This window comes from Xanthobacter agilis (genome assembly GCF_021730435.1).
GTDB lineage: Bacteria > Pseudomonadota > Alphaproteobacteria > Rhizobiales > Xanthobacteraceae > Xanthobacter > Xanthobacter agilis.
Genome location: NZ_JABWGX010000031.1, coordinates 1 through 22,189, shown reverse-complemented (window position 1 = coordinate 22,189; position 22,189 = coordinate 1). Strand labels below are relative to the sequence as shown.

The following is a 22,189-nucleotide window of genomic DNA, read 5'->3' as shown; positions in this document are numbered from 1 at the left end:
CGAGGAGCCGCCGCGTGCCCCGCGATCCCCGTTACGACATCTTGTTCGAGCCCGTGAAGATCGGCCCCGTCACCACCCGGAACCGTTTCTACCAGGTGCCCCATTGCAACGGCATGGGCTATCGCGACCCCACCGCGCTCGCCACCATGCGCGCCATCAAGGCCGAAGGCGGCTGGGGCGTGGTGTGCACCGAGCAGGTGGAAATCCACCCAACCGGCGACATCTCTCCCTTCATCGAGCTGCGCAACTGGTCCGACCAGGACGTGCCGGCGCTGGCGCGCATGGCGGACGCCGTTCACGCCCACGGGGCGCTCGCCGGCCTCCAGCTTGCGCACAACGGCATGAACGCGCCGAACCTCTATTCGCGCGAGATCCCGTTCGGTCCCGCCGATTTGCCGGTGTTCTCCATCTATGACGACCCGGTCCAGGCCCGCGCCATGGACAAGACCGATATCCGCAACCTGCGCCACTGGCACCGCGCCGCCGCGCTCCGGGCGAAGGCCGCCGGCTACGACATCACCTATGTCTATGCGGGCAAGCTGTTCGGCGGCGCCATGTTCTTTCTCTCGCGCCGTCACAACACCCGCACCGACGAATATGGCGGGAGCCTGGAGAACCGCTGCCGGCTGCTGAAGGAACTGATCGAGGACACCAAGGACGCGGTCGGCGACACCATGGGGGTGGCCTGCCGCATCTCCGTGGATGAGCTGATCGGCCCCGAGGGGCTCCATGCGGCGGAGGCGCGGGACATCATCTCCCACCTGGCCGAGGTGCCGGACCTGTGGGACCTCACCCTTTCGAGCTGGGACAACGACAGCCAGACCTCCCGCTTCGCCGATGAGGGCTATCAGGAGCCGTTCGTCACCGGGGTGAAGAAGCTCACCACCAAGCCGGTGGTGGGGGTGGGGCGCTTCACCTCGCCCGACACCATGGTGCGCATGATCCGCCAGGGCATCCTGGACCTCGTGGGCGCGGCCCGCCCCTCCATCGCCGACCCGTTCCTGCCGAAAAAGGTGGAGGAGGGGCGCATGGAGGACATCCGCGAGTGCATCGGCTGCAACATGTGCGTCTCGGGCGACCACACCACCACCCCCATCCGCTGCACGCAGAACCCCTCCATGGGCGAGGAATGGCGGCGCGGCTGGCATCCCGAGCGCATCCGGGCGAAGGAAAGCGACGCCAAGGTGCTGGTGGTGGGTACCGGTCCCGCCGGCCTCGAAGCGGCCATGATGCTGGGGCGTCGCGGCTACGAGGTGGCGCTGGCCGAGGCCACCCGCGACCTCGGCGGGCGGCTGGTGGCCGAGCGGCGACTGCCGGGCCTGTCCGCCTGGGGGCGGGTGGTGGATTACCGGGTCGGCCAGATCGACCCCATGGCCAATGTGGAGGTCTATCGCGAAAGCCGGCTGACGGCGGACGACGTGCTGGGCTTCGGTTTCGCCCATGTGGCGGTGGCCACCGGCGCGACGTGGCGGGCCGACGGCATCGGCCGCCGCCTCCTGAGGCCCCTGCCCCTGGCCGAAGGGGTGGAGGTGCTCACCCCCGATGACCTGATGGCGGGCCGTCGCCCCGCCGCCGGCCCGGTGATCGTCTTCGACGACGACCATTATTACATGGGCGGCGTGCTGGCCGAACTGCTGGCGCGCGAGGGCCGCGAGGTGGCGCTCGTCACCCCCAACGGGGAAGCCTCCACCTGGATGAAGCTGACCATGGAGCAGCACTTCGTGCAGGCGCGGCTCTTGGAGGTGGGTGTTTCCATCGTGCCCCATCGTCTGCCGACGCGGGTGGAGCGGGGCGAGATCGAGCTCGCCTGCGTCTATTCCGGGCGCACGGAGCGGCGCGCCTGTGCCTCCATCGTCCTGGTCACGGCGCGCCTGCCGCGCAAGGGGCTGGCCGAGGATCTGGAGGCGCGCCGGGCGGAATGGGCGGATGCCGGCCTCCTGTCGGTGACGCGTGTGGGTGACGCCCTGGCGCCGGGCACCATCGCCGCCGCCGTGTGGGCCGGTCGCCGCTTCGCCGAGGAGCTGGATGCCCCGCCCCGCGGCCTCGACGATCTGCCCTTCCGCCGCGAGGTGGCGGGCCTTGCGGACGGGCCTTTGCCCTGGGTGGCGCACTGACGCGCCGGCCTGAAGCTGGGCCGATGATGTCACGCCATGCGCAAGGGGCGTGTCGAACATGAGTGTTGCCACCGTGGCGCTCCCGCGGAGCCTTGGCGCTTGTCCGCTCAACGGCAGAAGACATGAATTCAAAACGGCATGTTTAGGATCATCCGAAGCACTGCCAAAGAAAATCATATTTTTTATGATCCAGGGCGGTCGATAGATTGACCATGAAGCCTTGGGGTTCCCGCTGGAAGTCCTTGAGGACGAGCGAGGTATGAGAAATGTCGGTTGAAAAGACGGATACGCTGATCGTCGGCGCGGGGCAGGCCGGATTGGCCATGAGCGCGCATTTGAGGCGGAGCGGCGTGCCCCATCTGGTCCTGGAGCGCTCCCGCATCGCCGAGCGCTGGCGCTCCGAGCGCTGGGATTCGCTGGTTGCCAACGGGCCGGCGTGGCACGATCGGTTCCCCGATCTCTCGTTTTCCGATGTGGACCCCATGTCGGGTCCGGACGACTTCGTGGCCAAGGAAGCGGTCGCTGATTATTTCGTCGCCTATGCCGAGAAGATCGCGGCGCCGGTGCGCTGCGGCGTCGAAGTCCTGAAGGTGGAGCGGAATGCCGGACGCCCCGGTTTCCGTGTCGAAACCTCGGCCGGCGTGATCGAGGCCGATCGCATCGTGGCCGCGACCGGCCCCTTCCAGCGCCCCATCATCCCCGCGCTTGTTCCCGCCGAGACGGGGGTGGCGCAGATGCACTCCGTCGACTACCGCAATCCGGCGCAGCTCGCGGCCGGCGCGGTGCTGGTGGTGGGGGCCGGCTCCTCGGGCGTCCAGATCGCGGAAGAACTCCTGGCGTCCGGCCGGCGCGTCTATCTTTCGGTCGGGCCGCACGACCGTCCGCCCCGGAGCTATCGCGGCCGCGATTTCGTGTGGTGGCTCGGCGTGCTCGGCAAGTGGGACGCCGCCGCCCAGGAACCCGGCAAGGAGCATGTGACGATCGCGGTGAGCGGCGCCCAGGGCGGCCATACCATCGACTTCCGGCGCCTCGCCGCGCAGGGCATGACCCTGGTCGGGCGGACGCAGGGCTGGGTGGGCGGCGCGCTGACCTTCGCGCCCGATCTTGCCGCAAATCTGGCGCAGGGGGATGAGAATTATCGCTCGCTGCTGGACGAGGCCGACGCCTATATCGCCCGCAACGGCCTCGACCTGCCGGTGGAGCCGGAGGCGCGCACGCGGGTGCCGGATGCGGATTGCGTGACCGATCCCATCCTCGCCCTCGACCTCGCGCAGGCGGGGATCACCACCATCATTTGGGCGACGGGCTTCGCGCTCGACTATGGCTGGATGAAGGTCGATGCGTGCGACGAGAGCGGGAAGCCGAAGCATCAGCGCGGCGTTTCCACCGAGCCGGGCATCTATTTCCTGGGGCTGCCCTGGCAGTCGCGGCGCGGCTCAAGCTTCATCTGGGGCGTGTGGCACGATGCCAAGTATCTGGCCGACCAGATCGTGATCCAGCGCAGTTATGCCGCCTACCGCGATGCCGCCCAGCGGCGTCCTGAAACCGTCTGAGTGAATCGGTCCGTTCCGGCGGCTTCAACCCGAGATCCCATGGAGAGCGCAATGGCGCACACCCGCATTCGCAAGTTCAACACCAAGGACACCTACCCCGAGCAGAAGCTCGACAACGATCTGGCTCAGGCGGTGGTGACGCAGGGCGGCAGGATCGTGTGGCTGCGCGGCCAGTGCCCGCAGAATCTCGACGACGCGGTCAATATCGACAGCCACGATCCGGTGGAGCAGACCCACAAGGTCATGCGGAACATGAAGCAGCTGATCGAGGAGGCCGGCGGCAGCATGGAGCACCTGGTCAAGGTGGTCGTCTACATCACCGACGTGCGTCACCGCGAGGCCATCTATCGCACCATGGGCGAATACATCAAGGGCGTGCATCCGGTCTCCACCGGGCTCGTGGTGAGCGCCCTGGCCCGGCCCGAGTGGCTGGTGGAGATCGACGGCACCGCGGTCATTCCGGAGTGATCCGATGACCTTTTCCCTGGTGGCGCGTTGCCCGCAGACCGGCATGTTCGGCATGGTCATCTCATCGTCTTCGCCGGCGGTCGCCGCGCGGTGCTCTCATGCCCGCGCGGGGGTGGGGGCGGTGGCCTCCCAGAACGTGACGGACCCGGCGCTGGGCCCGCTCACGCTCGATCTCATGGAGGGCGGCATGAGCGCGGCGGAGGCGATCGGCGAGCTGCGCCGGCGCAGCCGGTTCATGGACTACCGGCAGGTGCTGGCGGTGGATCGGAACGGGATGAGCGCCGTTCATTCCGGTGCCAACGCCCTCGGCATCTGGACCTCGGCTCAGGCCGAGAACGTGGCCGCGGGCGGAAACCTGCTCGCCCATGACGGCGTCCCGCAGGCCATGGTCGAAGAGTTCTTGAGCAGCTCCGGCCATCTGGGCGACCGGCTCGTCGCCGCGCTGCGGGCGGGCCTTGCCGCCGGCGGGGAGGCGGGGCCGGTCCATTCGGCGGGGCTCAAGATCGTGGACCAGCTCAGTTGGCCGGTCGCCGATCTGCGCTGCGACTGGACGCAAGAGTGTCCGGTGGCGGCGGTCGCCACCGCCTGGAGCATCTACAAGCCGCAGTTGGGCGCCTATATCCAGCGCGCCCTCGACCCGCGGGAGGCGCCGTCCTACGGCGTTCCCGGAGACGCGTGAGACAGGAAGAGGCAGGCCATGCGGAACGACACTTACGAGGATTGGAAGGCGCGCGCGGCGCGCATCAGCTTCCGCCGGCAGGCCTTCATCGACGGCCGGTTCGTCGATGCCGTGTCGGGTGAGACCTTCGACAGCATCAACCCCGCCACCGGGCAGGTGCTGGCGCAGGTCGCCGCGTGCGACGCAGCCGACGTGGACCGCGCGGTTGCGGCCGGGCGCCGGGCGTTCGAGGACGGGCGCTGGTCCCGCCGGGCGCCGGGAGAGCGCAAGGCGGTGCTGCTGCGCCTCGCCGAGCTGATCCGGGCCCATCTCGAAGAGCTGGCCCTCACCGACAGCCTCGACATGGGCAAGCTCGTCCATGACGCAGCCACCATCGACGTGCCGGGATCGGCCCATTTCTTCCAGTGGTATGCCGAGGCCATCGACAAGCTCTATGGCGAGGTGGCGCCCACGGCGGCCGGCGATCTGGCGCTTGTGCGCCGGGTGCCGCTGGGCGTGGTGGGGGCGGTGGTGCCGTGGAATTTTCCCCTCGACATGGCCACCTGGAAAAGCGCGGCGGCCCTGGCGGCGGGCAATTCGGTGGTGCTGAAGCCGGCCGAGCAATCCCCGCTCTCGGCGCTGCGCCTGGCGGAACTGGCGGCGGAAGCGGGCGTTCCCGACGGCGTGTTCAATGTCGTCCCCGGCTTCGGCGCGACGGCGGGCAAGGCGCTTGGCCTGCATATGGACGTGGACTGCCTGGCCTTCACCGGCTCCACGCAGGTGGGCAAGCTGTTCATGCAGTATTCCGGGCAGTCGAACCTGAAGCAGGTGTGGCCCGAGACCGGGGGCAAGAGCCCGAACCTAATTTTCGCCGACTGCGCCGATCTCGATGCGGCGGCGGACATGGCCGCGTTCGGCATTTTCTTCAATCAAGGCGAGGTGTGCTCGGCCAATTCGCGGCTATATGTGGAGCGCTCCATCAAGGATGCGCTGGTGGAAAAGCTGATCGCGCGCGCGAACGCCACCCAGCCGGGCGATCCCCTCGATCCCGCCTCGAAGATGGGCGCCATCGTCGATGAGAAGCAGACCCAGGGCATCATGCGTTTCATCGCGGCGGGCAAGGCCAGCGCCAACCTCGTCACCGGCGGCGCGCGGGTGCATATCGACGGCAAGGGGTGCTTCGTTGCGCCGACCATCTTCGACGAGGTCCGGCCCGATGACCCCTTGGCGCGGGACGAGATTTTCGGCCCCGTGCTCTCGGTGGTCGCCTTCGATACGGAGGAAGAGGCCATCCGCATGGCCAATGACTCCATCTACGGCCTTGCCGCCTCGGTCTGGACCGACAACCTCAGCCGCGCCTTGAGGGTTTCCGAGCGGCTCCATGCCGGCACGGTTTCGGTCAATACGGTGGATGCGCTCTCGGCTCAGACGCCGTTCGGCGGGATGAAGCAATCGGGCTTCGGCCGTGACCTGTCGCTGCATGCGCTGGACAAGTACACGGCGTTGAAGACCACCTGGATCAAGTACAAGAGCTGAGGCCGCCGCCTTTCGGGGCCCGCTGTCCTGATGCCGCCGACGGTGGCGGCGCGGAGCCTCCCTTTTCACCCAGCGCCGCCCGGCAGAGGGCGCCAGGAACAGCTTCGATGCGCGACGCGAGATACGATATCCTCTTCGAGCCCCGGCAGATCGGGCCGCTGACGGCGAAGAACCGCTTCTACCAGGTGCCCCACTGCAATGGGGGAGGCTATCGCGATCCGTCGGCCGCCGCCGCCATGCGGGGGATCAAGTCGGAAGGGGGGTGGGGGGTCATCTTCACCGAGCAGACCGAGATGCACCACAGCTCGGAAATCACCCCCTTCATCGAGCTGCGCCTGTGGGAAGACCAGGACATTCCGGCCCTGCGCCGGATGTCGGACGCGATGAAGACCCATGGCGCGCTGGCCGGCATCCAGCTTGCCTATTCCGGCATCAACGGCCCGAATTTCTACACCAAGGAGGTGCCGCTGGCGCCGTCCGCCCTGCCCATCCGCACCTTCACCAACGATCCGGTGCAGGCCCGCGCCCTGGACAAGACCGACATCCGCAACCTGCGCCGCTGGTTCGTGAATGCGGCGAAACGCTCGAAGATCGCCGGCTTCGACCTGATCTGTCTTTATGGCGCGCACGGCTTCGGCATCTTCCAGCATTTCCTGTCGCGCGCCACCAACCAGCGCACCGACGAATATGGCGGCAGCCTGGAGAACCGCTCGCGCTTCGCGCAAGAGGTGGTGGCCGACATCCGGGACGCGGTTGGCGACACCATGGCGCTCACCATGCGCGTGAGCCTCGATGAGACCATCGGCACGCTCGGCTTCTCCAATGCCGAGGTTCGCGAATATGTGGCCATGAACGCCGATCTGCCCGACCTCTGGGACCTGGCGCACGGCGCCTGGGAGGATTGCTCCGGCCCCTCCCGGTTCAAGGAGGAGGCGGCGCAGGAGGTGCTGGTCAAGGGCATCCGCGAGCTGTCGTCCCGGCCGGTGGTGGGGGTCGGGCGCTTCACCTCGCCCGATGTCATGGCGCGCATGATCCGGCAGGGCATCCTTGACTTCATCGGCTGCGCCCGTCCCTCCATCGCCGATCCGTTTCTTCCCAGGAAGGTGGAGGAAGGCCGGATCGAGGACATCCGCGAGTGCATCGGCTGCAACATCTGCATCACCGGCGACATGACCATGTCCATCAGCCGCTGCACCCAGAATCCGACCTTTATGGAGGAGTGGCGCAAGGGCTGGCATCCCGAGCGGATGAACCCCAAGGGCGAGAGCACGACCGTGCTGGTGGTGGGTGCCGGCCCGGCCGGGCTCGAGGCGACGCGGGCGCTGGCGCTACGCGGCTATGACGTGGCCCTGGCCGAGGCCGGCACCGTGCTGGGCGGGCGCGTTGCGCGCGAGCGGCTGCTGCCCGGCCTCGCCGCCTGGGGGCGCGTGGTGGACTACCGCCAGTATCAGATTTCGCAGCGTTCCAATGTCGAGACCTATTTCGACAGCCGCCTGACGGTGGACGACATCCTGGCGTTCGGCTTCCAGCATATCGCCATCGCCACCGGCGCGCACTGGCGCCGCGATGGGGTCGCGCGCCAGCATGTGGTGCCGATGCCGATCGATCCGGCGATGCCCCTATGGACCCCCGACGACGTGATGGCGGGCGCTTTTCCGCAGGACTTTAGGGGCCGGACCGTCGTGGTCTATGACGACGATCATTATTACATGGGCGGCGTCATGGCCGAGGTCATGGCCAAGGCCGGGGCGAAGGTCGTCCTGGTGACGCCGTCGGCTTATGTCTCCGACTGGACGCGCAACACGCTGGAGCAGGGCGCGATCCATGTGCGTCTGGCGGGGCTGGGCGTCGAGATCCGCCTCAACACCGGCATCGCCGCGATCGCGGCGGACACGGTGGAGACCCGTTGCGTCTATACCGATGGGCGCCGGCCGCTGGCCTGCGATGGCGTGGTGATGGTCGCGTCCCGGATCTCAGACGACCTGCTTTTTCAAGACCTTCTGCAGCGCCGCGCGGATTGGGCCGATGCCGGCATCTCATCGGTGAAGGTGCTCGGCGACGCCGCCGCGCCCGCGCCCATCGCCTGGGCCACCTATGCCGGCCACCGTTATGCCCGCGAGCTGGACATGCCCGATCCCGGCGACGCGCTGCCCTTCCGCCGGGAGGTGACGGCGCTCGGCCCGCTGTGATGGGGGCGTCCGGGGGCTTGCCCCGAGGGCCTTTGGTCAAGCCCGCGCGGCGTTCGCGCGGGCTGACTTGGCGCCGGTCAAAGACCGGGGCCGATGGTATTGTGCGCATGCGCATGGGGCGTGCGCACGCGTGAGCCATGCACGCCACGGGCGCGGCCGGTGCAGGGCTATAGGCCGAGGCCGGCCAGTTCGCGCATCTCTTCGGCGGCGGACTGAAGGCGCGGCAGGATGCGGGCGATGAGGTCCTCCGGCGCCGTCCGGCTGGAGGCGACCCCCACGTTCAGGGCCGCCACCACCTTGCCCGTCCGGTCGCGAACCGGCACGGCGATGGATCGCAGGCCGATCTCCATTTCCTGGTCGATCACCGCATAGCCGGCCTCGTCCACCCGTTTCAGCTCCGCCGCGATGGCGTCGGCGGTTGTCAGGGTGAACGGCGTGCGCACCGGAAACGGCGCGGCCGCGCAATAGGCCGCGCGTGCCGCCGGCTCCAAGGCGGCCAGCAGCACCCGGCCCATGGAGGTGCAATAGGCCGGCAGGCGGCTGCCCACCGAGAGCGCGATGGAAATGATGCGCTGCGTCTCGGAGCGGGCGATGTAGACCACCTCGCCCTCGTCGAAAACGCCGATCGAGCAGGATTCGCCCACTTCATCCCGCAGCTGGTCGAGGCGCGGCTGCGCGGCCTCCGCGAAGCGGGTCGAGGTGAGATAGGCGCGCGCCAGCGACAGCAGCAGCGGGCGCAACTGCCATTCGCCGTCCCGCGCCGCCAGATAGCCGAGCTGTTCCAGGGTGTAGAGGCAGCGCCGCGCCGCCGGTCGAGGGAGCCCGGTGAGGGCCGCCGCGCGCCCGATGGTGAGCTTCGCCTCCTTCTCGAACGCCCGCAGCACCAAGAGCCCGCGGGCGAGGGACAGCATGAAGTCCGGGTCGCCCGCGAAGCGGTCAAGGGCCGCGGATGGGGCGGGCATGGGCGCGGGGGCACCTTCGCCTGCGTCTTTTCTCTTGACCATCGCGCTCGCCTAACGTTGACTATCGAATATCGTACATAATGTACGATTATCGGTCAATCAGGAATCTGCGATGGCCCGGTTTCTCTCCCTTGCCGACGCCTGCGAGGAGGTCGTCCGCGACGGCGACAGCGTCGCGTTCGAGGGCTTCACCCATCTCATCCCTTATGCCGCGGGCCATGAGGTGATCCGCCAGAGGCGCCGCGATCTCGGTCTGATCCGCATGACGCCGGACATTCTCTACGATCAGATGATCGGCTGCGGCATGGCGGCGAAGCTCACCTTTTCCTGGGGCGGCAATCCGGGCGTGGGCTCGGCCCATCGCATCCGGGAGGCGGTGGAGCAGGGCTGGCCGCGCCCCATCGAAATCGAGGAGCACAGCCATGCGGCCATGGCGGCGGCCTATGCGGCGGGGGCCGCGAACCTGCCGTTCGCGGTGCTGCGCGGCTATCGCGGCGCCGAGCTGGCGCGGGTGAACCCGGCCATCAAGTCCGTCACCTGTCCTTATACGGGCGAGGTGCTCGCGACGGTCCCGTCGGTGCGGCCCGACGCGGCGGTGATTCACGCCCAGAAGGCGGACCGCGAGGGCAATGTGCTGATCGAAGGCATCATCGGCGTGCAGAAGGAGGCGGTGCTTGCCGCCAAGCGGTCCCTGGTCACGGTCGAGGAGATGGTGGACGACCTGCGCGGCGCCACCCATGCCAATGCCTGCATCATCCCCGGCTGGGCGATCACGGCGGTGGTCGAGGTGCCGGGCGGGGCGTTCCCCTCCTATGCCCATGGCTATTACCCGCGCAACAACGCCTTCTACATCGGCTGGGACGCCATCTCGCGCGACCGCGCGGCGTTTGCCGCCTGGATGGAAGAGCATGTGATGCGCAAGGGGCCGGAGGCGTTCGCGCCCCATGCCCGCGCCGCCACCGCGAACAAGGCGGCCTGACCCATGAGCCACTACACCTCCACCGAGATCATGACGGTGACCGCCGCGCGGCTTTTGTCCAATGCCGACGTCTGCTTCGTGGGCATCGGCGCGCCCTCGGCCGCCTGCAATCTCGCCCGGCTCACCCACGCCCCCGGCATCACGCTGATCTATGAGAGCGGCACCATCGCCACCCGGCCCAGCGTGCTGCCGCTCTCCATCGGCGACGGCGAATTGTGCGAGACCGCGCTCGCCACCGTCTCGGTGCCGGAAATGTTCGCTTACTGGCTCCAGGGCGGGCGCATCACAGTGGGCTTCCTCGGCGCGGCGCAGATCGACGCCTATGCCAATCTCAACACCACCGTGGTCGGCCCCTACGACAAGCCCACCACCCGCCTGCCCGGCGGCGGCGGCGCCCCCGAGATCGCCACCAATTGCGGCGAGGTGTTCATCATCCTGAAGCAGACCAAGCGCGGCTTCGTGGACAAGCTCGATTTCGTCACCTCCATCGGCCATGGCCGGGGCAAGGGCGACCGCGAGCGGCTCGGCGTCACCACCAAGGGACCGACCCAGGTGATCACCGATCTCGCCATCCTGCGTCCGGACCCCGAGACACGCGAGCTCACCGTGGTGAGCCTTCACCCCGGCGTCACGCGGCAGAGCGTGGTCGAAAACACCGGTTGGGCGCTCAAGTTCGCGCCCACGCTGGACGAAACCCCGGCGCCCACGGTGGAGGAACTGGAGGTGCTGCGCGCCCTCCAGGCGCGCACCCGCGCCGCCCATGGACAAGCCTGAACCCTGGAAACGCCCAAATGACTGAAGCCTTCATCTGCGACGCCGTTCGCACCCCCATCGGCCGCTTCGGCGGCGCGCTGGCCTTTACCCGCGCCGATGACCTCGCCGCGGTGCCGATCAAGGCGCTTCTCGCCCGCAACCCGCAGCTCGATCCGGAAGCGGTGGACGAGGTGATCCTCGGCTGCGCCAACCAGGCGGGGGAGGACAATCGCGACGTCGCCCGCATGGCGCTCTTGCTCGCCGGCCTTCCCGCCTCCGTGCCGGGGGTCACCGTCAATCGCCTGTGCGCCTCGGGCCTGGAGGCGGTGGGCCAGGCGGCCCGCGCGGTGCGCCTTGGGGAGGCCGACCTCGTCATCGCCGGCGGGGTGGAGAGCATGACCCGCGCGCCCCTGGTCATGGGCAAGGCGGAGAGCGCCTTCGCCCGCGCCGCCCAGATCGAGGACACGACCATCGGCTGGCGCTTCGTCAACCCGCTGATGAAGGCGCAATACGGCGTCGAGTCCATGCCGGAGACCGGCGAGAACGTGGCCGCGCTGTTCCAGGTGAGCCGCGCCGAGCAGGACGCCTACGCCCTCCAGAGCCAGCGGCGCTGCGCCGCCGCCCAGGCGGCCGGCTTCTTCTCCGGCGAGATCGTGCCGGTCGAGGCCAAGGACGCCAAGGGCCGGTCCGTCCCGTTCGCTGTGGACGAACACCCCCGAGCCGACACCACGCTGGAGGGGCTTTCCAAGCTGAAGACGCCGTTCCGCAAGGAGGGCGGCACGGTCACCGCCGGCAACGCCTCGGGCGTGAACGACGGGGCGGCGGCTCTTTTCGTCGCGTCCGAGGACGAGGCCCGCGCGCAGGGCCTCGCGCCCCTGGCCCGCATCGTGGCCATGGCCTCGGCCGGGGTGGAGCCGCGCGTCATGGGCGTCGGGCCGGTCCCGGCCACGCAGCGGCTCATGGCGCGCACCGGCCTGAAGATGGACGATTTCGGCGTCATCGAGATCAACGAGGCGTTCGCCTCCCAGGTGATCGCGGTGTTGCGCCAGCTCGGGGTCGATCCGTCCGAGGAGCGGGTGAACCGGCATGGCGGGGGCATTGCGCTCGGCCATCCGTTGGGTATGAGTGGCGCGCGCATCGCGCTCACCGCCGCGCGCACCCTCCAGCAGACGGGTGCGCGCTATGCCCTCGTCACCTTGTGCGTGGGCGTGGGGCAGGGGGTGGCGGTGGCGCTGGAGCGGGTGTGACATGACCGAAACGGACGCTTTCGATATCGTGACCCTCGGCGATGGCTGCCGCCTCGCCTACCGTTTCGACGGACCGGCGGAAGCGCCGGTTCTGCTGCTTTCCAACTCGCTTGGCACCAGCTTCGAGATGTGGGCGCCGCAGATGCCCGCGCTCACCCAGCGCTTCCGGGTGCTGCGCTACGATAGCCGTGGCCACGGCCGCTCGGACGCCCCCGCCGGCGCCTACGGCATGGACCGGCTCGGCCGCGACGTGGTGGAGCTGCTCGATGCCCTGGGGCTCGACCGAGTGGGCTTCTGCGGCCTCTCCAAGGGCGGCATGGTCGGCCAGTGGCTGGGCGCCCGCGCGCCGGAGCGGCTGGACCGGCTGGTGCTCGCCAACACCGCCGCCCATATGGGTCCGCCTTCGGGCTGGGAGAGTCGCATCGGCGCGGTGCGGGCCGGCGGCATGGCGGCCCTGGCGGATGCGGCGATCGCCCGCTGGTTCACGCCGGAGTTCGTGGCGCGGGTGCCGGACCAGGTGGCCTCGGTGCGCGACATGCTGCTGGCCACTCCGGTGGAAGGCTATGCCGCGTGCTGCGCCGCCATCCGCGACATGGATCTGCGCCTCACGGCCCCGCTCATCCGCGTGCCGACCGTGGTCATCGCCGGCGCGCACGATCCGGCGACCCCGCCGGAGCAGGGCCGCTTTCTCGCTGACGCCATTCCCGGCGCGCGCATCGTGGAGCTCGACACGGCGCACCTGTCCAACATCGAGGCGCCGGCGGCATTCACCGCCGCGCTCCTCGACGCCCTGGGCTGAGACCGGTCCGCCGCCGTGGCCCCTCATGGCGGCAACAGGCGGTTCTCGGACAACTGAAGCCAGTCCGGACGGTCGGCGTACATCTCGCGGATCAACTGCTTGATGGCGTCGATGCGCCCGGACGTGTCATGGGCGCGGTAGCTCATGATGATGGGCGAGACCATCCGCGGGTCGTCGAAGTGGCGGTAGGCCACATCATAGCTGCGCAGGCGCTGGGCGGCCGCGGGCACGATGGAGACGCCGGCGTCGGCCGCCACCAGGCCAAGGGCCATCTGCAATTCGCGCACTTCCTGGATGGCGCCGGGCCGCACGTTGCGGTCACCCAGCAGCGCCAGCACCTCGTCGGCAAAACTCGGCCGCGGCTCGGACGGGTAGAGGATCAAGCGTTCCTCCTCCAGCGTTGCCAGCGGTAGAGCGGTGCGCCCGCCGACCTTGGGGTGGTCGAGGGGCAGGGCGAGCACAAGGCGTTCCTCGCGCAGCGTGATGCGCTCGATGGCGGGGTCGGCCACCCGCACCCGCCCGAATCCCACGTCGATGCGGCCTTCCTTCAGCGCCGATACCTGCTGGGAGGAGATCATCTCCTCCAGCTCGATCTCGAGGTCCGGCCACAGGCGGCGGATGCGCCGGGCGAGGTCCGGCATGCCGCCATAGAGGGTGGAGGCCACGCAGCCGATGACGAAGATGCCGCGCCCGGAGCGGCCGAGCTGGCGCGTCGCCTGCCGGATCTGGTCCATGCGGCCGATCATCTGCAGCGCCTGCTCGTAGAAGAAGCGGCCCGCCTCGGTCAGCTTCAGCGGCCGCTCCGAGCGATCGATGAGCTGTACGCCCAGTTCCTCTTCCAGCGCCTGGATCTGCCGGCTCAGGGGCGGCTGGGCGATGTGGAGCCGCTCGGCGCCGCGGCTGAAGCTGCGCGCCTGGGCGACGGCGACGAAATAACGAAGATGGCGGATGTCCATCTATACCCTCTGGGTATTTTATTTGACCAACTCGGTTTTGGATTTCCGCCTTTTCGGCGCGTATCAAAATCGCATGACGATACATGCGACCCTTTCCAAGCAAGCGCCAAAGATCGACAGAGTCGAGACCTTTCTCGTCGATCTGCCGACCATTCGCCCGCACCGGCTCTCGGTTGCGACCATGGAGGGGCAGACCTTGATGCTGGTCCGGCTCCATATGTCGGACGGCATCGTGGGCCTCGGGGAGGGGACCACCATCGCCGGGCTCGCCTACGGGCCGGAGAGCCCCGAGGGTATGAAGCTGACGATCGACACCTATATGGCGCCGGTCCTCGCCGGCTGCGACCCCACCCGCATCCAGGCCACCATGGCCACCATCGGCAAGGTGGTGAAGGGCAATCATTTCGCGAAATCGGCGGTGGAGACGGCGCTGTTCGACGCCCAGGGCAAGCGCTGCGGCCTGCCGCTGTCGGAGCTGCTCGGCGGACGGATGCGGGACCGCCTGCCCGTCGCCTGGACGCTGGCGTCCGGTGACACCGCCCGCGACATCGCCGAGGCGCAGGAGATGCTCCAGCGCCGGCGCCACCGCATCTTCAAGCTCAAGATCGGCCGTCATCCGGTACGCCGGGATGTGGCCCACGTCGGCGCCATCAAGGCGGCGCTGGGCGATCGCGCCAGCGTCAGGGTGGATGTCAACATGGCGTGGAGCGAGAGCGAGGCGGCCTATGGCCTCAAGGCCCTCGCGGAGGCCGGGTGCGACCTGGTGGAGCAGCCGGTGTCTTCGGCGGCGGCGCTCGCCCGCCTCACCGCCCGCGGCCTCGTGCCGGTGATGGCGGACGAATTGTTGCAGGGGCCGGCCAGCGCCTTCGATCTCGCCCAGGCGCGCGCCGCCGATGTGTTCGCGGTGAAGATCGAGCAGGCCGGCGGCCTGCTCGCCGCCGGCCGGGTGGGCGCCATCGCGGACGCGGCGGGCATCGGGCTCTATGGCGGCACCATGCTGGAAGGCGCGGTGTCCACCCTGGCCGCCGCCCATCTGTTCGCGGCCTTTCCGCACCTGGCCTTCGGCACCGAATTGTTCGGCCCCCTCCTCATCACCGAGGACATCCTGGCCGAGCCCCTGGACTATTCGGATTTCGAATTGACCGTGCCGCGCGGGCCGGGCCTGGGCATCGCCCTCGACGAGGCGCGCGTGCAGCACTTCCGGCGCGACGGGGCGCGGCGCACCCTCGTGCGCGCCGTCACTCCAGCGGGAGCCTGAGCCATGCTGTTTCATGTGCGCATGGACGTGAAGCTGCCCCGCGACCTGCCGTTGGCGGAAGCGGACGCGCTCAAGGCCACCGAGCGGGCGCGCGCCCAGGAGCTGCAGCGCGCCGGCGTCTGGCGGCATCTTTGGCGCATCGCCGGCCAATACTCGAACATCTCCATCTTTGACGTGAGCAGCCCCCAAGAGCTGCACGACGTCCTGTCCACCCTGCCGCTGTTTCCGTTCATGGAAATCGCGGTGGCTCCGCTGTGCCGCCATCCCTCATCCATCCGGGAGGACGACACCTGACCCACGTCTGAACACGTATTTGACTGCTTCGGAGGAAACGCCAAATGTCCAAGAACGACAGCCAGAAGAACATTATCGACCGGACCATCATCGCCGCCCTCGCGGATCGCGCCGCGGGCCATGACGCGCCGGGCGGCAATCCCCGCCTCAAGGAGATCGTGCGCCGCCTCACCGCCGACCTCATGGTGGCCATCGATGATCTCGACATCACCCAGGACGAGTTCTGGGCGGGCGTCACCTACCTTGCCAAGGCGGGCCAGAGCAACGAGCTGGGCCTCATCGTACCGGGCATCGCGGTGGAGCACTATCTCGACCTTCGCCTCGACGAGAAGGAGCGCCGGGCCGGCCTCGACAGCGGCACCCAGCGCACCATCGAAGGGCCGCTCTATGTGGCCGGCGCGCCGCTGGCTAAGGGTAGCGCGCGGCTCGACGACGGCTCCGACGACGGCGAGGTGCTGTTCGTGCAGGGCCGGGTGAGCGGACCGGACGGCCGGCCGGTCGAAGGCGCCATCGTGGACGTGTGGCACGCCAACACCATGGGCAATTACTCCCATTTCGATCCCAGCCAGCCGGCCTTCAACCTGCGCCGCCGTATCGAGACCTTGGCTGACGGCACCTATTCCTTCCGCACCATCATGCCCGCCGGATATGGCTGCCCGCCCGGCTCCCAGAGCCGCCTGTTGATGGAGAGCCTCGGCCGCCATGCGGAGCGCCCGGCCCACATCCATTTCTTCGTGACCGCGCCCGGCTTCCGCAAGCTCACCACACAGATCAACATCGAGGGCGATGAATATCTGCACACCGACTTCGCCTTCGGCACCCGCGAGGGGCTGATTCCGGCGGTGAAGCGGGTGAGCGACGCGGTGGAGATCCATGCGCGCGGCCTCAACAAGCCGTTCGCGGCCATCGACTTCGATTTCTCCATCGCCCTCGATGCCGAGGGGGTGGTGGGCACCGAGGTCAGCCGCCCGCGCGCCGCCGCCTGAGGCGCCCGCCCGTCTTCAACAACCACAAAACATCCCCGAGGTCGCCGCCTGCCAACGGCGGCGTGCCGCGGCGGAGGGAGGACACGCCATGAACGCTCACGCCCCCATCACCGACGAGGCGGCGCTCGCCGAACGCATCGAGGCCGCCGTGGTGGAAGATCCCGCCCAGGGGCTCTACCGCTGCCGGCGCGACATCTTCACGGACCCGGACATTTTCGAGCTGGAGATGGAACACATCTTCGAAGGCAATTGGGTCTATCTTGCCCACGAAAGCCAGATCCCCAACCCGAACGATTATTACACCACCTTCATCGGCCGTCAGCCCATCGTCATCACCCGCGACCGCAAGGGCGAGCTCCATGCGCTCGTCAATGCCTGCTCCCATCGCGGCGCCATGCTGTGCCGTCACCGCAAGGGCAACAAGTCCACCTACACCTGTCCGTTCCACGGCTGGACCTTCTCCAACACCGGCAAGCTCTTGAAGACCAAGGAGCCGGACGGCGCCGGCTATCCGGACGGCTTCAACGCCAACGGCTCCCATGATCTCGTCCGGGTGGCGCGGTTCGAGAATTATCGCGGCTTCCTGTTCGGCGCGCTGAAGGGGGACGTCAAGCCGCTCAAAGCGCACCTGGGCGAGGCGGCGAAGATTATCGACATGATCGTGGACCAGTCGCCGCAGGGCCTCGAAGTGCTGCGCGGCGCCTCCACTTATGTGTTCGACGGCAATTGGAAGGTCCAGGCGGAGAACGGCGCCGACGGCTATCACGTCACCTCGGTGCATTGGAACTATGCGGCCACCACCAACCACCGCAAGGCGGCGGCGGCCGCCGCCGCGGGGGTGGACGTGGTCCGCGCCATGGATGCCGGCAGTTGGGCCAAGCAGGGCGGCGGCTTCTACTCCTTCGATCACGGCCATTTGTTGCTGTGGACCCGCTGGGCCAATCCCGAAGACCGTCCGCTGTACGAGCGCCGGGCGGAGCTGACCGACAAATTCGGCGAAGCCATGGCGGATTGGATGATCAGCCGCTCGCGCAACCTGTGCCTTTATCCCAACGTCTATCTGATGGACCAGTTCTCCTCGCAGATCAGGACCTTCCGGCCGATCAGCGTGGATAAGACCGAGGTCACCATCTACTGCATCGCCCCCAAGGGCGAGAGCGCGGAGGCGCGCGCCCGGCGCATCCGCCAGTATGAGGACTTCTTCAACGCGTCCGGCATGGCCACCCCCGACGATCTGGAAGAGTTCCGCTCGTGTCAGATGGGGTTCATGGCGACGGCCGCCGCCTGGAACGACCTGTCGCGCGGCGCCGCGCACTGGATCGAGGGCGCCGACGCGGGTGCCGCCGCCATCGGCCTCAAGCCCCTGCTCTCCGGCGCCAAGACCGAGGATGAGGGCCTGTTCATGCTCCAGCACCAGTATTGGAAGGACACGCTCGCCCGCGCCGCGCGGCGGGAGAGCCCCGACGCGGACGCCTGATCCGCACCCGAACCGAACCTGCGCAGCACAGACGGTCGCCGCACGCAGAATGCGCCACCGCCGGGAGGACCAGATGAACGTGACACGCGAGGCCGTGGAGGCCTTCCTTTATCGCGAAGCCCGCTATCTCGACGACAAGGACTGGGACAACTGGCTCTTGCTCTATGCGCCCGACGCCATCTTCTGGATGCCGTCCTGGGACGACGACGACGCCTTGGTCGAAGACCCGCAGAAGGACATTTCCCTTATCTATTACGGCCAGCGCCAGGGCCTGGAGGACCGGGTGTTCCGCATCAAGACGGAGCGTTCCAGCGCCACCAGCCTGCCGGAGCCGCGCACCTCGCACAATCTCACCAACATCGAGATCCTGGACGAGACCGCCGCTACCGTGGCCCTGCGTTTCAACTGGTTCACCTTGAGCTATCGCTACAAGATGACCGACACCTATTTCGGGTCATCATTCTACACGCTCGACACCAGCGGCAACGACTTCAGGATCAAAAATAAGAAGGTGGTTCTGAAGAACGACTACATCCACCAGGTGGTCGACATCTATCACATCTGAGCGGGAGGCGGCGATGAGCCACACGATTGCGCTGAGCTTCGAGGATGGGGTGACCCGCTTCGTCTCCTGCGACGAGGGGGAGACGGTGGCGGATGCGGCGTACCGCTCCGGCATCAACGTGCCGCTGGACTGCCGGGACGGTGCCTGCGGCACCTGCAAGAGCTATTGCGAATCCGGTGCCTATGACGCGGGCGACTATATCGAGGACGCGCTCACGCCGGACGAGGCAGCGGCGGGCCATGTGCTCACCTGCCAGATGCGCCCGAAAAGCGACTGCGTGGTGAAGATCGCCGCCAGCTCGGCCCTGTGCAAGGCCGGGGTCTCCCGCTTTTCCGGGCGCCTCGCCCGGCTTGAGCGGCTGTCGGCCTCCACCATCGGTTTTTCCATCGCGCTCGATACGGGCGGCGCGCCCGCCTTCCTGCCGGGGCAATATGCCAACCTGTCGGTTCCGGGAACTGGCGAGGTGCGCGCCTATTCCTTCTCGGCTTTGCCGCGGGAGGGGCACGTGGAATTCCTGGTGCGCAACATCCCCGGCGGGCGCATGTCCACCTGGCTGTCGGAGCGGGCGCGGGTGGGCGACGCCCTCACCTTCACCGCGCCCATGGGCTCCTTCTACCTGCGGCCGGTGACGCGGCGGCTCCTGTTCCTGGCCGGCGGCACCGGTCTGGCGCCGGTCCTCGCCATGCTGGATCTGCTGGCGCGGGACGGGCTCCCGGTGCCCGCCCACCTCATCTACGGCGTCACCGCCGACGCGGATCTGGTGCTGCTGGACCGGCTGGAACAGGTCGCGGCGCGGTTGCCCCATTTCACCTTCGCGACCTGCGTCGCCGATCCGGCCAGCGTCCATCCGCGCAAGGGCTATGTGACCCACCATCTTGCGCCGGAGCATCTCGCGGGCGGCGCGGTGGATGCCTATCTGTGCGGGCCGCCCGCCATGGTGGATGCGGTGCGGGCCCATGTGCAGGCGCTGGGCATCACCCCCGCCGCATTCCATTACGAGCGGTTCTCTCCCGGTCTGGAGGCCAAGGCGGCATGACCCGGCCCTCCCGCTTCACGGCCAGGGTGGCGCTGGTCACGGGCGCCGCCCAGGGCATCGGCCGCGCGGTGGCGCTGGGTTTCGCCGCCGAGGGCGCCCGCCTCGTGGTCGCAGATCGCTCGCCCCTGCTGGAAGAGACCCGCGCGCAGATCGCGGCGCTCGGCGCCGAGGTGGAGGCGGTGACGGTGGACCTCGAAGCCTTCGCCGGCGCGCAGGCCCTCGCGGCGGCCGCGACCGCCCGCTTCGGGGCCATCGACATCCTGGTCAACAACGTCGGCGGCACCATCTGGGCCAAACCCTACGAGCATTATGCGGAAACGGAGATCATCGCCGAGATCAACCGCTCCCTTTACCCCACCCTGTGGGGGTGTCGGGCCGTGCTGCCGGTGATGCTGGCGCAGGGGAGGGGGGTGATCGTGAATGTGTCGTCCATCGCCACGCGCTCCATCCACCGGCTGCCCTATGCGGCGGCCAAGGGCGGGGTGAACGCCATCACCGCGTCGCTGGCGTTCGAATATTCCGGGCGCGGCATCCGCATCGTGGCGACCGCCCCCGGCGGCACCGAGGCGCCGGCGCGCCGCATCCCCCGCAATGGCGCGCAGCGCACGGTGGCGGAGGAGGCCTGGTATCAGGAGATCGTGGACCAGACCGTTTCATCCAGCCTCATGAAGCGCTACGGCACGCTTGCCGAGCAGGCGGCGCCGATCCTGTTCCTGGCGTCCGACGAGGCCTCCTACATCACCGGTGTCACCCTGCCCGTCGGCGGCGGCGACCTCGGCTGAGATCCGGCGGCCCCCGCCCGCCGGTGGCCAACCGGTGACAAAACCGTCCGATCCGCCCGGCACGTCGCCGGGCGGGAGGATCGGCGTGTGCTCCGACAGAAGAGCAAGCCTGCACCCACGGAGAGGAAACGGCCATGTCCACAGAAAGATCTGCTTCAAGAACCGTCGATATCCAGCACTTGATCGACGACAGCCCCATCTCGCGCTTTCAGTTTCTGATTATCGTCCTGTGCTTCATCATCGTCGCTGTGGACGGGTTCGATACCGCCGCGGCGGCGTTCATTGCTCCGGCCATCCGCGCCGAATGGCAGCTTACGCCGGCCACCCTCGGGCCCATGTTCGGCGCCGGCCTGTTCGGCCTCATGCTGGGGGCGCTGGTGATCGGCCCGTTCGCCGATCGGCTCGGCCGCAAGCCGCTGCTGGTGTTCTCCGTCTTCTTCTTCGGCCTCGCCTCGCTGGGGGCGGCGTTCTCGCACTCCATCACCGAGCTGACCTGGTGGCGCTTCGTCACCGGCCTCGGGCTCGGCGCGGCGATGCCGAGCGCCATCACGCTCACCTCGGAATACTGTCCGCAACGCAAGCGTTCCTTCCTGGTGACGGTGATGTTCTGCGGCTTTACCCTCGGTTCGGCCATGGGCGGGCTGCTCGCCGCGCAGCTTGTGGCGGAGCACGGCTGGCGCTCGGTGCTGCTGGTGGGCGGCGCGGTGCCGTTGCTGGTCGCGCTGGCGTTATGGGCGTTGCTGCCGGAATCCATCCGCTTCCTGGTGTTGAAGGATCCGCGCTCGGTCAAGGCGGCCCGCTACCTGTCGCGCATCGCACCTGCGGTGGACCTTGCCGGGGCCGTCTTCATCGGCCCGCAGAAGGCCAAGGGCTTGCCGGTCACCCAATTGTTCTCGCGTGCTCTTGTTGGCGGCACGCTTCTGCTGTGGCTCACCTTCTTCATGAGCCTGCTCGTCTATTATCTCCTCACCAACTGGCTGCCGACCTTCATCAACAGCTCGGGCGCCTCGATCCAGCAGGCGGCGCTTGTCACCATGCTGCTGCAACTGGGCGGCACGCTGGGCGGGGTGATGCTGGGCCTGTTCATGGACCGGATGAATCCCCATACGCTGCTCGGTGGCGCCTATGTGGGCGGCGGAGTGTGCGTCACCCTCATCGGCGCTTCGGCGGGGGTGCCCGGCCTGCTGCCGCTGGCGGTGTTCGGCGCGGGCTTCTGCATCGCCGGTTCGCAGATCGGCATCAATGCCCTCGCGGCGGCCTATTACCCCACCGCAAGCCGCGCCTCCGGGGTGAGCTGGGCCAATGGCATCGGCCGCTCGGGCTCGGTGGTGGGCTCCATGCTGGGCGGCCTGCTGCTGTCCTTCAACTGGGGCTTCGAAACCATCTTCGCCATCGCCGCGGCGCCGGCGCTGGTGGCGGGCCTTGCGATTTTCCTGAAGGGCCGGCTTCAGGGCGGTCGCGCGCCCGAGGCGGCGCCCGTTCCCCAGGAGGCCTGACGGTTCGCGCCCACCTCCGACGAGGGGCTCGCGTCGGCCCGCCCCGCGTATCCGCTGAAACGACCGGCGCGCCGCCCAAAG

Annotated in this window: 21 protein-coding genes; 18 read left to right on the top strand and 3 right to left on the bottom strand. The window is 68.5% G+C overall.

Annotation, left to right across the window (positions count from 1 at the left end; translation table 11 throughout):
* Window positions 1-14: 14 nt before the first annotated feature.
* On the top strand, window positions 15-2,114 hold the full coding sequence (locus HUW53_RS18640; RefSeq protein ID WP_237347262.1) for an oxidoreductase: 2,100 nt from the start codon (window positions 15-17) through the stop codon (window positions 2,112-2,114).
* Window positions 2,115-2,262: 148 nt separating this feature from the next.
* Here the strand turns inward: HUW53_RS18640 and HUW53_RS18635 are convergent, their stop codons facing one another.
* Window positions 2,263-2,439: a hypothetical protein gene (locus tag HUW53_RS18635; protein ID WP_237347293.1), complete on the bottom strand. Its 177-nt coding sequence runs from the start codon at window positions 2,437-2,439 to the stop codon at window positions 2,263-2,265.
* On the opposite strand from HUW53_RS18635, the gene HUW53_RS18630 reads away from it, so the two are divergent.
* The 5 genes from HUW53_RS18630 (at window position 2,381) to HUW53_RS18610 (ending at window position 8,518) form a co-directional block, all read left to right on the top strand.
* Window positions 2,381-3,667 (top strand): flavin-containing monooxygenase, encoded by a 1,287-nt coding sequence (locus HUW53_RS18630; protein ID WP_237347261.1) that lies wholly within the window; start codon window positions 2,381-2,383, stop codon window positions 3,665-3,667. The genes HUW53_RS18635 and HUW53_RS18630 overlap by 59 nt on opposite strands.
* Before the next feature lie 51 nt (window positions 3,668-3,718).
* Complete coding sequence (locus HUW53_RS18625; RefSeq protein WP_237347260.1) at window positions 3,719-4,135, top strand: RidA family protein; 417 nt, start codon at window positions 3,719-3,721, stop codon at window positions 4,133-4,135.
* Between the two features lie 4 nt (window positions 4,136-4,139).
* Window positions 4,140-4,814, top strand: a complete 675-nt coding sequence (locus HUW53_RS18620; protein WP_237347259.1) for a DUF1028 domain-containing protein — start codon at window positions 4,140-4,142, stop codon at window positions 4,812-4,814.
* Window positions 4,815-4,832: 18 nt separating this feature from the next.
* Window positions 4,833-6,329 (top strand): aldehyde dehydrogenase, encoded by a 1,497-nt coding sequence (locus HUW53_RS18615; protein ID WP_237347258.1) that lies wholly within the window; start codon window positions 4,833-4,835, stop codon window positions 6,327-6,329.
* 107 nt (window positions 6,330-6,436) lie between these two features.
* Window positions 6,437-8,518, top strand: a complete 2,082-nt coding sequence (locus HUW53_RS18610) for an oxidoreductase (RefSeq protein WP_237347257.1) — start codon at window positions 6,437-6,439, stop codon at window positions 8,516-8,518.
* Between the two features lie 167 nt (window positions 8,519-8,685).
* On the opposite strand, the gene HUW53_RS18605 is transcribed toward HUW53_RS18610, so the two are convergent.
* Window positions 8,686-9,480 (bottom strand): IclR family transcriptional regulator domain-containing protein, encoded by a 795-nt coding sequence (locus HUW53_RS18605; RefSeq protein WP_237347256.1) that lies wholly within the window; start codon window positions 9,478-9,480, stop codon window positions 8,686-8,688.
* Between the two features lie 112 nt (window positions 9,481-9,592).
* Between HUW53_RS18605 and HUW53_RS18600 the strand changes: the two genes are divergently transcribed.
* From HUW53_RS18600 to pcaD, 4 genes are read left to right on the top strand one after another with little or no spacing between them, the layout of a single operon-like run.
* Entirely contained in the window at window positions 9,593-10,459 is an 867-nt protein-coding gene (locus HUW53_RS18600; RefSeq protein ID WP_237347255.1) for a CoA transferase subunit A, read from the top strand.
* A gap of 3 nt (window positions 10,460-10,462) precedes the next feature.
* Window positions 10,463-11,233 carry a CoA-transferase subunit beta gene (locus HUW53_RS18595; RefSeq protein WP_237347254.1) on the top strand — a complete coding sequence of 257 codons (771 nt, stop codon included), beginning with the start codon at window positions 10,463-10,465 and terminating at the stop codon, window positions 11,231-11,233.
* Window positions 11,234-11,250: 17 nt separating this feature from the next.
* The gene (pcaF, locus tag HUW53_RS18590) at window positions 11,251-12,459 is read left to right on the top strand and encodes a 3-oxoadipyl-CoA thiolase (protein ID WP_237347253.1); all 1,209 of its coding nucleotides are present in this window, start codon (window positions 11,251-11,253) and stop codon (window positions 12,457-12,459) included.
* Window position 12,460: 1 nt separating this feature from the next.
* On the top strand, window positions 12,461-13,258 hold the full coding sequence (pcaD, locus tag HUW53_RS18585) for a 3-oxoadipate enol-lactonase (RefSeq protein WP_237347252.1): 798 nt from the start codon (window positions 12,461-12,463) through the stop codon (window positions 13,256-13,258).
* A gap of 23 nt (window positions 13,259-13,281) precedes the next feature.
* Here the strand turns inward: pcaD and HUW53_RS18580 are convergent, their stop codons facing one another.
* Window positions 13,282-14,214, bottom strand: a complete 933-nt coding sequence (locus HUW53_RS18580; protein ID WP_237347251.1) for a LysR family transcriptional regulator — start codon at window positions 14,212-14,214, stop codon at window positions 13,282-13,284.
* A 73-nt stretch (window positions 14,215-14,287) separates the two neighbouring features.
* Here HUW53_RS18580 and HUW53_RS18575 point away from each other — a divergent pair, with 73 nt between their 5' ends.
* From HUW53_RS18575 to HUW53_RS18540, 8 genes are all read left to right on the top strand, one after another.
* The gene (locus HUW53_RS18575; protein WP_237347250.1) at window positions 14,288-15,472 is read left to right on the top strand and encodes a muconate/chloromuconate family cycloisomerase; all 1,185 of its coding nucleotides are present in this window, start codon (window positions 14,288-14,290) and stop codon (window positions 15,470-15,472) included.
* Window positions 15,473-15,475: 3 nt separating this feature from the next.
* Window positions 15,476-15,766 carry a muconolactone Delta-isomerase gene (catC, locus tag HUW53_RS18570; protein ID WP_237347249.1) on the top strand — a complete coding sequence of 97 codons (291 nt, stop codon included), beginning with the start codon at window positions 15,476-15,478 and terminating at the stop codon, window positions 15,764-15,766.
* A gap of 44 nt (window positions 15,767-15,810) precedes the next feature.
* Window positions 15,811-16,752 (top strand): catechol 1,2-dioxygenase, encoded by a 942-nt coding sequence (gene catA / locus HUW53_RS18565; protein ID WP_237347248.1) that lies wholly within the window; start codon window positions 15,811-15,813, stop codon window positions 16,750-16,752.
* 88 nt (window positions 16,753-16,840) lie between these two features.
* Window positions 16,841-18,229 carry a benzoate 1,2-dioxygenase large subunit gene (gene benA / locus HUW53_RS18560; protein WP_237347247.1) on the top strand — a complete coding sequence of 463 codons (1,389 nt, stop codon included), beginning with the start codon at window positions 16,841-16,843 and terminating at the stop codon, window positions 18,227-18,229.
* A 73-nt stretch (window positions 18,230-18,302) separates the two neighbouring features.
* Complete coding sequence (benB, locus tag HUW53_RS18555) at window positions 18,303-18,794, top strand: benzoate 1,2-dioxygenase small subunit (RefSeq protein ID WP_237347246.1); 492 nt, start codon at window positions 18,303-18,305, stop codon at window positions 18,792-18,794.
* Between the two features lie 13 nt (window positions 18,795-18,807).
* The gene (gene benC / locus HUW53_RS18550; RefSeq protein WP_237347245.1) at window positions 18,808-19,830 is read left to right on the top strand and encodes a benzoate 1,2-dioxygenase electron transfer component BenC; all 1,023 of its coding nucleotides are present in this window, start codon (window positions 18,808-18,810) and stop codon (window positions 19,828-19,830) included.
* Complete coding sequence (locus tag HUW53_RS18545; protein ID WP_237347244.1) at window positions 19,827-20,612, top strand: 1,6-dihydroxycyclohexa-2,4-diene-1-carboxylate dehydrogenase; 786 nt, start codon at window positions 19,827-19,829, stop codon at window positions 20,610-20,612. Before benC ends, HUW53_RS18545 begins: the two co-directional genes overlap by 4 nt.
* Window positions 20,613-20,746: 134 nt before the next feature.
* Complete coding sequence (locus HUW53_RS18540) at window positions 20,747-22,108, top strand: MFS transporter (RefSeq protein WP_237347243.1); 1,362 nt, start codon at window positions 20,747-20,749, stop codon at window positions 22,106-22,108.
* The last annotated feature ends 81 nt before the right edge of the window (window positions 22,109-22,189 follow it).